This is a genomic window from Fictibacillus phosphorivorans (genome assembly GCF_023715845.1).
In the GTDB taxonomy this organism is placed as follows: Bacteria; Bacillota; Bacilli; order Bacillales; family Fictibacillaceae; genus Fictibacillus; species Fictibacillus phosphorivorans_D.
In genome coordinates, this window is sequence record NZ_JAMBOR010000015.1 from 13,517 (window position 1) to 26,723 (window position 13,207).

The 13,207-nt window shown below is 41.0% G+C and carries 15 protein-coding genes; 9 read left to right on the top strand and 6 right to left on the bottom strand.

Translation table 11 applies throughout. From position 1 onward, the window contains the following. Positions 1-59 precede the first annotated feature (59 nt). Both M3206_RS12425 and M3206_RS12430 read left to right on the top strand, forming a co-directional pair. Positions 60-488, top strand: a complete 429-nt coding sequence (locus tag M3206_RS12425; RefSeq protein WP_251312847.1) for a VOC family protein — start codon at positions 60-62, stop codon at positions 486-488. A gap of 357 nt (positions 489-845) precedes the next feature. Continuing rightward, on the top strand, positions 846-1,019 hold the full coding sequence (locus tag M3206_RS12430) for a hypothetical protein (RefSeq protein WP_251312848.1): 174 nt from the start codon (positions 846-848) through the stop codon (positions 1,017-1,019). Positions 1,020-1,042: 23 nt separating this feature from the next. Here M3206_RS12430 and M3206_RS12435 read toward each other — a convergent pair whose 3' ends face one another. The 4 genes from M3206_RS12435 to M3206_RS12450 form a co-directional block, all read right to left on the bottom strand. Next, complete coding sequence (locus M3206_RS12435; RefSeq protein ID WP_251312849.1) at positions 1,043-1,699, bottom strand: TetR/AcrR family transcriptional regulator; 657 nt, start codon at positions 1,697-1,699, stop codon at positions 1,043-1,045. A 66-nt stretch (positions 1,700-1,765) separates the two neighbouring features. Further along, positions 1,766-2,803, bottom strand: coding sequence for an ABC transporter permease (locus M3206_RS12440; RefSeq protein WP_251312850.1), 1,038 nt, complete (start codon positions 2,801-2,803; stop codon positions 1,766-1,768). Further along, entirely contained in the window at positions 2,793-3,521 is a 729-nt protein-coding gene (locus M3206_RS12445; protein ID WP_251312851.1) for an ABC transporter ATP-binding protein, read from the bottom strand. Before M3206_RS12445 ends, M3206_RS12440 begins: the two co-directional genes overlap by 11 nt. Before the next feature lie 176 nt (positions 3,522-3,697). Further along, a complete protein-coding gene (locus M3206_RS12450; RefSeq protein ID WP_251312852.1) occupies positions 3,698-4,135 on the bottom strand; it encodes a DUF4395 domain-containing protein in 438 nt (145 codons plus the stop codon). Positions 4,136-4,269: 134 nt separating this feature from the next. Between M3206_RS12450 and paaI the strand changes: the two genes are divergently transcribed. Further along, on the top strand, positions 4,270-4,719 hold the full coding sequence (paaI, locus tag M3206_RS12455; RefSeq protein ID WP_251312853.1) for a hydroxyphenylacetyl-CoA thioesterase PaaI: 450 nt from the start codon (positions 4,270-4,272) through the stop codon (positions 4,717-4,719). 120 nt (positions 4,720-4,839) lie between these two features. On the opposite strand, the gene M3206_RS12460 is transcribed toward paaI, so the two are convergent. After that, positions 4,840-5,337: a peroxiredoxin family protein gene (locus tag M3206_RS12460; RefSeq protein ID WP_251312854.1), complete on the bottom strand. Its 498-nt coding sequence runs from the start codon at positions 5,335-5,337 to the stop codon at positions 4,840-4,842. 420 nt (positions 5,338-5,757) lie between these two features. Between M3206_RS12460 and M3206_RS12465 the strand changes: the two genes are divergently transcribed. The 4 genes from M3206_RS12465 (at position 5,758) to M3206_RS12480 (ending at position 10,043) form a co-directional block, all read left to right on the top strand. Further along, positions 5,758-6,918: a S8 family peptidase gene (locus M3206_RS12465; RefSeq protein WP_349774015.1), complete on the top strand. Its 1,161-nt coding sequence runs from the start codon at positions 5,758-5,760 to the stop codon at positions 6,916-6,918. Positions 6,919-7,294: 376 nt separating this feature from the next. Continuing rightward, on the top strand, positions 7,295-8,296 hold the full coding sequence (locus tag M3206_RS12470; protein ID WP_251312855.1) for a S8 family peptidase: 1,002 nt from the start codon (positions 7,295-7,297) through the stop codon (positions 8,294-8,296). 39 nt (positions 8,297-8,335) lie between these two features. After that, the gene (locus M3206_RS12475; RefSeq protein WP_251312856.1) at positions 8,336-8,509 is read left to right on the top strand and encodes a hypothetical protein; all 174 of its coding nucleotides are present in this window, start codon (positions 8,336-8,338) and stop codon (positions 8,507-8,509) included. A 436-nt stretch (positions 8,510-8,945) separates the two neighbouring features. After that, complete coding sequence (locus M3206_RS12480) at positions 8,946-10,043, top strand: MBL fold metallo-hydrolase (RefSeq protein WP_251312857.1); 1,098 nt, start codon at positions 8,946-8,948, stop codon at positions 10,041-10,043. Between the two features lie 32 nt (positions 10,044-10,075). Here M3206_RS12480 and M3206_RS12485 read toward each other — a convergent pair whose 3' ends face one another. After that, on the bottom strand, positions 10,076-10,588 hold the full coding sequence (locus tag M3206_RS12485; protein ID WP_349774016.1) for a cupin domain-containing protein: 513 nt from the start codon (positions 10,586-10,588) through the stop codon (positions 10,076-10,078). A 424-nt stretch (positions 10,589-11,012) separates the two neighbouring features. Here M3206_RS12485 and M3206_RS12490 point away from each other — a divergent pair, with 424 nt between their 5' ends. Then, positions 11,013-11,588, top strand: a complete 576-nt coding sequence (locus M3206_RS12490; protein WP_251312858.1) for a thioredoxin family protein — start codon at positions 11,013-11,015, stop codon at positions 11,586-11,588. Between the two features lie 171 nt (positions 11,589-11,759). Further along, entirely contained in the window at positions 11,760-12,509 is a 750-nt protein-coding gene (locus M3206_RS12495) for a CobW family GTP-binding protein (protein ID WP_251312859.1), read from the top strand. Positions 12,510-13,207 lie beyond the last annotated feature (698 nt).

The following is a 13,207-nucleotide window of genomic DNA, read 5'->3' on the forward strand; positions in this document are numbered from 1 at the left end:
AGGGAGGATATTTGGGCAGTGGTCATTGTATTCATCGACTAGTAAAGGAGAAAAATCAGATGAAAGAAAAATTAGTCCGTGTAGGTACCACCTATGTACCCGTTCGTGATCCAAACGTATCAGCGAGATGGTATGCTGAGAAACTAGGAGCACAAATCAATTATCAGGATGACGATAAAGCGATTATGAATCTGGCTGATCAAAGTTTTTTTCTCGTAAAAGCAGAGCAGAACGAAAGCTCTAACTTTAAAGATTACAATGGCACTCAAAGATTCAGCTTAACGTTTGAAGTTGACGGGATCGACTCGCTGTATCGATTGCATAAGGAATTCAAGAGTCTTGGAATTGAGACTGGTGAAATTGAAGATCGAGGGCATGCGGGAGAAAATTTTGTTTTCTGTGATCCTGATGGGAACAAGTATGATGTTTGGAGTGAATTAAGTCCGGCATATAAAAAGCTGCGTCCTTCTTTTTATGAGGAGGTATAAAAGAAAGATGGACGAGCAATCTTTTTTTCTCTTTAAATAGCTGTACTTTTGTTAACAAAAGGCTTGTCTTTTAAGGGCGGTAGGAGCGGAACCATTAGACGGTGAAGGCATCATACCTTCATCGGATACAACTGCTTACGCAAATAGTTTCCTAGGTACAGGCATCATTCTTTTGCTTCTTGCCGTCTACGTTTTGTGATCCTCTAAAAGAAAAGACCACGTTCAAACCGATTCGAAGAAAAAATCATGCTTGAAATGAAAGGAAAAGGGGAATTTCATAGTAAGAATAATAGGAACCAGAGAAGAAATCTCAAGGTTCTTTTTTCGTTCTAATACTCGTGCTGGGGAGGTGAGCGTATGAAAAAGGGACTTGTGCTCGTAATTATTTGCGGCTATTTTGTGGCAGGTACTTCCGCGATCGCATTAGCTCCGACACTTAGTGATAGCGCTGTAAACCTATCTAATCCAATCAGCACGACAATCATCTCAAATAAACAAGTATTATATGATGAACAAAACCCGCTTCAATAGAGGAGCGGGTTTCTTATAGGTTCTTATCGTTTTCCGGTTAATCCATACATTACAAACTCAACAATCTGCTCGATCTCTTTTTCATCGTCCCACTTCTGATCAGGGAAGATGAGGAAGCGGGGAAGGATATAACTGATGATGCTTGAAGCTGACATTCGTATGATGGTTTCAGGAGGCAGGTCAATGATTTCGCCTTTTTCCTGAAAGTGCTCGATGATCTTCTTGAACTTTTTATACACATGCTCGGTAAAAAGCTCCTGATAGGGCTTGCGAAGCTCATCATGAAACGCGATCTCTTGAAGGAAAATCTTTAAGACAGGAAAGTGTTTTTTTACAAATTCCAGACGATTTTTTGCAATCACCCTTAATAAGTCCTCGTAATGCTCATATTCTTTTTCAAATACTTCTTTCGCAAAAGTTTTTATAAAAAAAGGAGCAGCGAATTTCGCCATTGTCGGTGTAACAATCGCTAATAGAAGTTCCTTTTTTGTTTTGTAGTGACGGAAAATCGTACCTTCAGCTACCCCTGCTTTTTTTGCGATCTCACTTGTGGATGAGGCAGCAAATCCTTTTTCTGAAAAAGTATCGATCGCAGCAGCTAATATTTTTTGCTGTTTTTCACTAAGTACAGGGTCATCCGTGTCATGCATCAGCTCTTTAATCCATTCTTGGTCGGACATGCGTGTTTCTCCTTTAAACGTGCGTTTCTTTTATTATAGACACATTTTATAGACATGAACAAACGGTTATAGCTTTCTATGCTTTTTCAACGCCAAGACGTTTAATACCATGAAGAGCAACGAAAAGCCTGCGAGTACGAGTACTTCGTCATAGATGTCCGCCCATCCTCCGCCTTGAATCATAACTTCCCGCATCGCTTGGCCGCCATAGGTCAACGGCATAATATAGCTGATAGGCTGAAGCCAGTCGGTCATCGTTTCAATGTTAAAGAGCCCTGAAAAGAATACTTGCGGAACGACCACAAGCGGTATGAACTGAATCATCTGCAGCTCATTTTTTGCAAAGGCGGACAGCAAGGTTCCGAGTGAGAGTGCGGTCACGGCAAGCATGAGGGTGATCAAGATCACATACCAAATGGAACCAGCCATCATGATATCAAGAACATAAATCGAAAACGATACGATGATAGCAGATTGAATAATCGTGAAAATTCCGAACCCTAACACATATCCTGCGACCATCTCCCAGCGGCGCATCGGTGTAGCAAGAAGTCTCTCAAGCGTACCTGTTGTTCTTTCGCGCAGAAATGAAACACCTGAGATCAGGAATACGAAAAAGAAGATAAAGAACCCGATAAGAAAAGGTCCCATGTAGTCGAAAGATTCCATATCAGCCGAACCGTGAAGGTAATCGACTTTTGTTTCCATCGCGTTTGGCTGAGGACTTTTTGGAGCCAAGGATTTCAGTGTTTTTTCCACAGTCATCATAACCGCTTTGTTAGCTGTCGGATTGCTGCCTTCCAGCGTAATTTTCGTTGTTGGCGGATCGATCTCGATGATCGCATCTAGCTTTTCATGTTCTAAGTCGTCAAAAGCTTGTTTGCTATTTTCATAGATCGTAAAAGATGAATCAGCACCTTCAAGTTGTGAAGCGAATGGTTCTGTACTGCTGATTACAGCGATCTCAGGGTCATAGTTGTTCCCAGAAAACACGAGATTCACAAGCGTCAAGATGAGTAAGGGTGCCAAAAACATCATGGCAAGTGTTCGTTTATCCCGGATGAACTGGCGGATGATCCGTTTCACTAAGGCTCTAGTTCTCATTTGCGGCACCTCCATAAGAAAGAAAAGCCTCTTCGATCGTTGCACTGGTCGTAGATTCTTTCAGCTCTTGAGGGGAACCTGAAGCTATTAATCTTCCATCACGGAGCATGCCTAGCTGGCCGCATTTCTCCGCTTCGTCCATGACGTGTGTGGTAACAAGGATCGTCGTTCCAGCTACACTCAGTTTGTATAGTTCGTTCCAAATTGATTGACGAAGAACAGGGTCAATCCCCACAGTAGGTTCGTCTAAAATTAATACTTCAGGTTCATGAAGAAGGGCAGCCGCTAATGATAAGCGCCGTTTCATTCCCCCCGAATACTGATGAACAGGTTTCTTTAAAAAGTCCGTCAGGTTAACAAGTGAAGCCGTGTGTAGGATTCGTTCTCTTTGCTTTGTTCCTTTTAATCCGTAAATAGAAGCAAAGAACTCCAGATTTTCTTGACCGCTCAGTTCAGCATAAAGGGCATCAGATTGAGCCATAAAACCAATACGCGTCATGTTGTAAAGATTCGGCATGGCCGTATCGAGTACAGTAATATTGCCGCTAGTCGGTGTTTCAATCCCGGCAATCATTTTAACGAGAGTGGTTTTTCCGGCACCAGAGGGACCAAGCAGCCCATAGATCTCGTTTCTTTCAACATTTAAAGAAATATTGTTAAGCACTGGCTGTGAACCATAATTCTTTGAGACATCCAAAACTTGTATGACAGATGACATGTGGAGAACCTCCTTAAAGACGAATTAAAAAGTGAGTACTCACTCATTTTTCCTGTTTCCAGCATATGCGAGAGGACAAATAAATGTCAAGTGAGTACTCACTCATTTTTTCTCTTTTTGGATTCCAGTTCAATATCATATATCCTTCAAAAAAAGACTCCCATTCAAGGGAGCCTTTAGAGATCTTTGTGATTTTGTGTTTTCTGATAACGATATTGCAGCCATCTGTATCGGATAAAGCAGCCGATGCAGAATCCTAAAATGGCGATGAAAGAGGCTGCGGCTACCATTGCAGTTGCAGCGATTGCTAGTCCTGTCCAGTTCAGCGTATAGGAAATAAATCCAAGTGCTAGTAATGATATGGCGATTAGTTGGTTGAATTGTTGCTGATCCTTATCTTCAGGGATATAAGCGGATGGACTCTTTCTCAAAAATAAGGCAGCAACTTTCATGACAGGGTTAAAATCAAAAAACATTCCTAGTAGTCCAGCAAATAGCGGCAGTAATAGAATCCAGGCTTGACCAGTGAGCCATGTGGCACAAACTGATAAAAAGATGAACCATTGATTTGTCCGGACTAAAGGTCTAGGGATTGAAGCAGGTTCTTTTTTCATGGCTATTTCCGACCTTTCCTATTGCTTTAGTTCTTAGTGTAAGTGTATTCGGCTAGTATGTGAAGAGAAACCTCTTTAAAAATAAGAAGGGGATTTCAGTGAATAAAAAGAATTCTTTAGAAGAGGTGAAACGGATGAAGACAAAAAGAGACGATACAGAGGTCCATTTTCAATATGCAGAAGAAATTCGAGAAAAACTGAACCAGGATACGTTTGCGCAGTGGCTGGGGATTGAACTCACACATATGGGGCCAGGAGCCGCAGAAGCTAAAATGACGATAACGGAAAATATGCTGAACGCTCATGGAACCGCACATGGGGCCGTATTGTTTGCGATCGCCGATTTTGTATTTGCAGTCGCTTGTAATTCCTATGGAAAGACTTCGGTTGGACTCCAAGTGAACATCGGTTACTTAGCAGCCTGTCAAAAAGGAGATAAAATAACCGCAAAAGCGAAAGAAATCAAGCGGAATCACCGTACTTCCTGGTATGAAGTGACGGTAGAGAACGAACATGAGACAGTTGCTCATCTAAGTGCATTGTCTTACAGAAAAAATGACTATTTTGTAGGCGGGGAAGAGTGAGCTTAAGGATCAATCACATAAAAACGGCCCTTCATCACATAATTTGCAATATTATTCCATAACAGCGAATCAGTAAACAATAAAACGGAGTGAGGCATTTTCGCCACACTCCGTTTTTTATTATTTCTGTAATGTTTTTTTGATATATTTAATCGTCTTCCTCAAATCTTCAGCTGTCGGGCGGCCGAACGGTCCCGTTTGAATATCGAAATAAAGCACACGCTTTTGATCATCCACTAAGAATAATGCAGGTTCTCCGTGTTGGCCGTGGTCTTCATAAAGTTCTCCGGTATGATACTGAACACCATAAGGCTCTGCAGCAGCACGTTCCGGATCACTAAATACAGGAAACGAAAGAGAATGAGTTTCTTTCATCTTATTCAGGTTTTCTCTCTCATCCGTCGAAACCGCGAGAATGTGTGTGTTTAATTCATTAAAAGTGTCAATGTTCTGCTCCAGTTCTTTTAACTGATCATTACAAACGGGACACCATTCTCCCCGGAAGAAAACGAGCAGGTGGAATCGATCGTCCTTCTCCAGATGCTGGTGAAAAGAAAACGGTTCTCCTGTTTCACTTTTTAGTGTAAAATCTGGTGCTTGATCTCCTGTTTTTAACATTTTACATCCCTCCAAATAGTAGGCTCTACTTTAGGTATACCTCTATCCTAGATTTTTTAACCATTTGTTCAATCCATACGAATTTTTCTCTTGGAATACCAAAAGGGTGTACGGAAATGAATTTCATAAGAATTGAAAAATGCTCTTAAAACAATTTGATGATCAAAAAATTCGAAAATGAAATATTTAGTGAAAAAAACTAGCTGATACTTTGTAGATATATCTAGGTCACTATGTAAAAAGTTTGAATTTTTTCAAAGGTAATACAATGACCATAATCCTATTTTATGTTAAAACTTTTAAAATTTAGTAAGATCTATTTGTTTTTGATAGAATAGTAAAATTTTTCTTTATTTTCAGTTATTTCCGCTCTATATTAGAAATTGTCGACGACAAAATTCAAATCAAGGAGTGAAGTAAATGTTAAAGAAGTTTGCCACGATGGCAGCAGTACTACCATTAGTTGTAACTCTTGCATCACCGGCCTCAGCGGCTAAAAGTCCCGATGTAAAGGCGAATGTAACTCCTCAAGAAATCATCGTAAAGTTTAAAGATGGTGTCTCAGACTCCAAAGCAAAATCATTAGCAGTTAAAGCAAAGGATGAAGTGAAAGAAAAAGGTGAAAAATTCCACGTGATTAAAGTGAAGGAAGGATCCGTGGAAGAAGCTATTGCAGAATATGAAAAGAGCGGAGATGTAGAGTACGCAGAGCCGAACTATACATACCATGCTACTTGGACCCCGAATGACACGTACTTCTCGAACGGGGTACAATGGGCACCTCAAAAAGTCAGTGCTCAGTCTGCTTGGGATATTACGCGCGGATCATCGTCTGTAAAAGTAGCGATCATTGATACTGGGGTTGACTACAACCACCCAGACTTAGCGGGCGGCGTTATTAAAGGTTATGACTATGTAGATGACGATTGGGATCCAATGGATAAAAACGACCACGGTACACACGCAGCAGGTATCGCAGCGGCTACAACGAACAATGCAAAAGGTATTGCGGGTATGGCACCGAACGTTATGATCTATGCGGTTCGTGTACTTGATGCAAACGGAAGCGGAACGTTGGATGATGTAGCAAATGGAATCTATCATGCCGTTGATAACGGTGCAAAAGTCGTTTCATTGAGCCTTGGCGGACCTTCTGGTGCAACTTCTCTTCAAAACGCAGTAAACTATGCAGCTTCTAAAGGTGTAGTAGTAGTTGCTGCAGCAGGTAATGAGAGCACATCGGCTCCTAGCTATCCGGCTTACTACTCAAATGCGATCGCTGTAGCAGCTACTGATCGCAACGACCTTAAAGCTTCTTTCTCTAACTATGGTTCTTGGGTTGATGTTGCAGCGCCAGGTGTAGACATCGCTTCTACTGTTCGTAACGGTGGATATGCTTATATGTCTGGTACATCCATGGCTTGTCCGCTTGTAGCAGGTATTGCTGGATTACTAGCTTCACAAGGACGCAGCGCATCCAACATTCGTGCAGCGATCGAGAATACAGCTGATAAAACATCTGGAACAGGTTCTTATTACTCTAAAGGACGAGTAAACGCAGCGAATGCTGTTCGCTACTAAACGATAGAAAGAATGGACTCTCAAGATTGGACGTTGTCCCGACTTGAGAGTTTCTTTATTATGATAGTTTCATTTAGGAATGATTTGTGTCGAACTATAAAGAAACGATAAGAATAAATGCTTATAGTTATTAGCGATTGTTTGTCGAAGTAGACATAATGACGCATTTTTAAAACAGGACTTGTGGTAAAGTTTAACAGTTTGCTAGAATAATGATAATAGTACCCTCAGCTAGAATCTTTATTCTTTTTTTATACTAAAAGGAAGGAGGTTCATAGCATCTTCAGAAGTTCTTCATCCATCCGACCACCATGATAGCTTAGATACAAGAGCCAAATGATTCACCAATCTTTTTATTAAAAAGGAGGCAAGGATCATGAGCGAAATTCGTTTAATTCCCTTTGTGCTGGAAGATGTAATGGAATCATCGAAAGAAGAAATTCCATATGGTGTTGAAATGATCAACGCTCCTGCTTTTTGGCGTGAAGGTGAAAAAGGGCAGAGTGTCGTAGTTGCTGTTCTCGATACAGGCTGTGACACAAGTCATCCTGAACTATCGAACCGAATCGCAGGCGGACGGAATTTTGTTGAAGGAGAAGAAGACGATTATACAGATGCACATTACCATGGTACGCATGTTGCGGGCACGATTGCAGCAACGCTAAACAACGCGGGTGTTGTAGGGGTTGCACCGGACGTAAAGCTATTGATCTGCCGGGTACTAGGTAAGAATGGAAGTGGAACGTATCAAGGAATCATCGACGCGATTGATTATTCGGTAAAATGGCGAGGAGAGAACGGGGAAAGAGTACGCGTGATCTCAATGTCACTCGGCGGACCGAACGATGTTCCTGAACTTCACGAAGCGATCCAAAGAGCAGTGTTAGAAGATGTTCTTGTAGTCTGTGCGGCTGGAAATGAGGGGGACAACAATGAAAATACAAACGAGTATGCTTATCCGGGGGCCTATCGAGAAGTAGTACAAGTGGGTGCAGTGGATTCAAAAATGAAACTGGCTCCATTTTCAAATACAAATGATGAAATTGATCTTGTGGCACCAGGCGTTGATGTTATCTCAACTTATCCTGGAAACAAATATGCCAAGCTGTCTGGAACGTCAATGGCAACACCGCATGTTTCAGGGGCAGCTGCTTTATTGATCGAACGCGAGGAAAAACGGTTTGAACGTGAGCTGACTGAAGCAGAAGTATATGCACAGCTCGTTAAAAACACGTTAAGTATCGGGTTGTCGAAGAAAGCAGAAGGAAACGGATTGCTTGTCCTAAACGCGCAGGAAAAGGCTGTGTGTGATGAGGAGACATTCCGAGCAATGAGAATTCCGATAGAAACGGCAGCAGCCAAAGACTCCCATTCATAATAAATAGCCCGCTTCTTCGGAAGAGAGGGGTGTTGGAGAATGGCGTATAAAATATTGGCACTTCTCATCAGTTTCGCAATGCTCGTTGTGAAAATCTATGAAGAGATGAGAAGACGTGCAAAATTGTTAGCCTTAAAAGAGGAGCTCGAACAGAAAAAGAAACCAAAACGAAAAAAAAGAAGTACCAAGAAAAAAGAGAAGGATAGTGCTTAAATGAATAATTGGAACAAAAGCTGATCTGCTGGACAAGAAACCGTCCGGAATAGATCAGCTTTTTTGCTGTGTGGAGACGATATTAAAGTTCTACAAGATGTTTTCAATTATAATATGGTTCAGTTTTTGAAAAAAAACTGTTCAGAATTGGTTTTGGAGTGCGCGTACAGCAGACGGAGGCTTGATAGGCGTTCTGGAGGCTTTAAACAAAAGCGAATCAAAAAGTTTTGGGGCTGAATCCGCGAGTTTCAGCCCTCAATCCAAAAATTTTGACCTTCAATCCAAAAATTTTGTGCATTTATCCACGAGTCGACAATCCGCCGAATTTCACCACACACTCATAACTGCCACTTGAGAACTCCAGCTTAAAAGTTGCTTCGCTGGAAAGAAAAGGAGTAGTATATTTACACTAGATGGTTTAAGAGAGGTCGTAAATATGCTTGCATTACTTTTAATTGCTGCCGTTGTCGTGACAACGTTCTTGTTCATCGCGTTTCATCCAGTGTTTGGGAGCAACCCTTCAAAAGATGATAGATCCAGATACCGTTCAAGCGAACATTATGCTGACGGTACGTTTGTTAATCAAATTGCTACCGAAATGGCTACGGATTTCAGGTCTATGTTTCCTGTATTAAAAGAGTTTTTAATGGGGAATCCGAACAGACAGCCCAGTAAGCCGATTCCGATAAAACCGCTTCAGTTATCAAAACTGAACCCAAATCAAACAACAAAAGTGACATGGTTTGGCCATTCTTCATTGATGATAGAACTGGATAATAAACGAATTCTTCTCGATCCGATGTTTGGAAAAGCACCGTCGCCTATTCCATGGTTTGGTAACAAACGCTACAGCAAAGACTTACCCTTTTCAGTTGCAGAACTGCCTCAAATCGACCTGGTTCTCCTATCGCATGATCATTATGATCATCTGGATTATGGCACGATCAAAAAACTTAAATCTAAAGTAAATCAATTTGTTGTTCCACTCGGTGTCGGCAATCATCTAAAGAGATGGGGTGTGGAACCAGGGAAAATACAAGAATGTAATTGGTGGGAAGAAGTTACGGCAAGTGGACTAAACCTTGTGTGTACACCTGCAAGGCACTTTTCCGGCAGAAGCTTAACGAATCGTAACTCTACGCTATGGTGTTCTTGGGTGATTGAAGGAACAGGGGCAAAAATCTATTTTAGCGGTGACAGTGGCTATGGCCCGCATTTTAAAGAGATTGGGGAAAAATTTGGACCGTTTGATTTAACATTGATGGAGTGCGGTCAGTACCATGAAAAGTGGGCTGCAATTCATATGATGCCAGAAGAAACCGTAAAGGCTCATATCGATGTAAAAGGAAAGAGGTTGATACCAATTCACTGGGGAGCTTTTACATTATCTCTTCATACCTGGACAGATCCCATTGAACGAGTGGTAAAAGCTGCGGATGCGAATGACATGAATATATTAACACCTATGATCGGTGAAAAGGTCTCTTTAGACGAGGAACATACTCGATCTAATTGGTGGCAAACCAGATCCTAAAAAAGGCGGCTCCGGGGAGAGTCGCCTTTTTCTTATCCATTTTTCTTCCATAATTCTAAGAGAGGTCCTTCTTTTCCGAAGAGTGGATCGGTTTCTGGCAGCGGAACTAACATGATCTCATCGAGCACTTCTGGTCGTTCGTCCGGCTCACCTTTTTTTAAGTTGTGTTCCATCCCTTCCGGATAGGCTCCTCCTACTTTAAAATCAGTGCTGCAGCCGATCAGCTTATGACCGGTTCCAGCAGGGAGTACAATGACATCTCCCCTGGAAACCGTAACGGAAACACCGTCTTCTCCACCTAAAAGAAGAACGGCTTCCCCCCTCATTACACCTAATACTTCGTGCGTGTTGCTATGGTAATGATGATAATCGAACACACCATTCTTCCATCCGTTCGTCCATCCATTTTCCTCAAAAACCTCCAGTGCATCCTGAGGTTCTTTAAGTTCACCAACGTACAAAAGAACCGGCCAAGAAGGATGATTTGGAATTTTTCCATCATCCGTAAAGAACAGTGTTTTAACATTCTCGCTTAACATTTTCATAACCATTAACACCTCACCCGTTTTTGATTTCTTTTCCCTCTATTCTATAAAAAGAAACCAAAACCTTTTCTAGAAATATATTTTAGGAAGATGAAAATAAGAGTATTCTTGCGAAAGAGCGCAATATTTGACGAAAAGTAATGTGTTTAAAATAGTTTCTTTTTTAGCATAAAGTGGTATTAAAAGAAGTACATGGTTTAAATGTTTAGGAAAGGTGGAAATCAGTATGAAGTACAAAGTCAAGGACTGGCTCCGGTTAACACCGCGTGAGAGATACCTGCTTTTATTCGCTGTTTCCCAACTGCAGAAAAAACTTCGGGCCGGTTAAAAAGAACAAAAAAATAAATTTAAGGCGTTTTCATTTCCCCAACTCCCCCTTGTTTGGTTACAATAAGAATAGATAAAGAACAGGGAGGAACACAGAATGGCTGACCTCAATACTTGGTTTGAAAAAGGCATGACTCGCTATGCATATATACACGGAATGACAGCACATAAAGAAAACCTGCTAACGATCTACAATGCATTCGTACTTCCAGATCCGATGAAAGATGCACTGCATAGCATGCAGAAAAGCCGGTTGAGAGCAATTGTGATCACCGAAGACTGGTGCGGAGATGCAATGCTGAATCTCCCTGTTTTTATGCGGATGGCAGACGAAGCACTCATTGATGTTCGTTTTATACAGCGGGATAAAAATCTCGAATTGATGGACCGATACCTAACTAATAAATCAAAATCGATTCCGATTATTATCTTTATAGATGAAAAAGGTAAAGAAATCATGAAGTGGGGACCGCGTGCACCGAAATTGCAGCAGCTGGTCGAAGAACGTAAGAAGAAGCTCCCAGCAAAAGACGATCCGCGTTACGAAAAAGCATTCAAACTGTTTGCAGATAAGATATCTACTCTTTTTACGACGGACCACGCACTGTGGGAAGAAGTCAGTCTGGATATCATTAAAAAATTATTAGCTAAAATCAACGTTAACGGCCTGTAATCGGGCTGTTTTTTTGTTATTCCGGGAGGATCTGTTACATTATTTGGAGTGGAATACGAGATGTAGAAAGTAAATTGCGCGCTCAAGCAGAATTGTGCCCGCCTATGATAGATTTTAGTGTTTATAATTAAAATAGAATGCAAAAAGAGAGAAATCATGTTGAGGTGTAAGATGAAGAAAACGAACGTAATCATTTTAGCAGGTTTTCTAGGTAGCGGAAAAACGACGCTGCTTAAGCAACTTCTGCAGTACGAAAAAGAACGAAATCATCGAACAGCCGTCCTTATGAACGAACTTGGAGAAGTTTCTGTTGACTCCGATGCCGTTCCTGGCGATATCCCGTTAAAAGAACTGCTAAACGGGTGTATCTGCTGTTCGCTATCTGATCAGCTTGAAAAACAGCTTTGGGGACTTTGTAAGGAAAATGAATTGGATACTTTAATTATTGAAGCAACGGGAGCGGCTCACCCGATTGATGTGCTGGATGCTTGTTTGTCACCATACCTGTTTGATGAACTCGAGGTATCAGGAATCATATCCATCATGGATGCGCCAAGGTGGCTCGATCGAGGTTCGATGAGTGTTCAAGCGAAAATGCTGATGATCGAACAACTCAAGCATGCGGACTTTATCATTTGGAACAAGACGGGGACGTTAACAGATGAACAGAAAAAATCTTTAAAGGAAGATGCGGAACGATTAAATGCAGGAACTCCCTATGTCCTCACTGACTATGCGAAAGTAGATATTACTCAGCTTTTCAAACTCACTGTAAAAGACAGAAAAAAACATCAACAAGTTACAGTAGACAAACTGAAAGTAAAAACGTGGATCTATTCCTTCCAAGGTGCAATCAAAAAAGAAGCTTTTGAAGACTGGCTGCGCGAAGCACCATCATCAATCTACCGGATCAAAGGGTAAATTAAACTTGAAGACGGACAAATCTATCTCTTTCAATATTCCTATGGACTCCCAAATTACGAAAAAGAGCTTATGAAGATGCCGTTAAGATTGGTTTTTATCGGTGAGAATTTAGATACAGTGAAATTAACGGAAAGCTTAAAAGAAATCGATAAGAATAGCTAAAAAACGGCGCTTGGATAATCCATCCAAGCTTTTTTTCATGAAGTATCTATTTTGTTGTGGACTTATATTACCAGTGTTTTTTACATTTGCAGCCAAACGTTATCCGAAGTAATTCCGAAAACACCAACCCACAAGGTAAATACTTACTACCCCCCAAGCAGCTGCACTCACTATCCACCAAATTACTGATTTAGCTTTTGATGCATTCCCCTTGTTTTCGGGATTTACTTTTATAAAAACAAACTTACTTTCCATATCTTTTTTCATAGAAATGAGACCGAAAAATCCAATTATTATGAATCCAATAGTTAAAAGTAACAGCACTCTTTCACTCCCTTACCTTAATAAATTTGATCGTAAATCTCTGCCTTTCTCTTTTATAGGAGCTCGGTGGAAGTCGGGTGTCATCTAGTGAAAACAAGGCTTTTAACAAACAGGGGTAAAAAGCAACCTGCATAAAGTAACCTTTTCAACATAAAAACCTTTTTTATTACTCTGATCTTATCATTATATGGTAATCTTATATTATCATA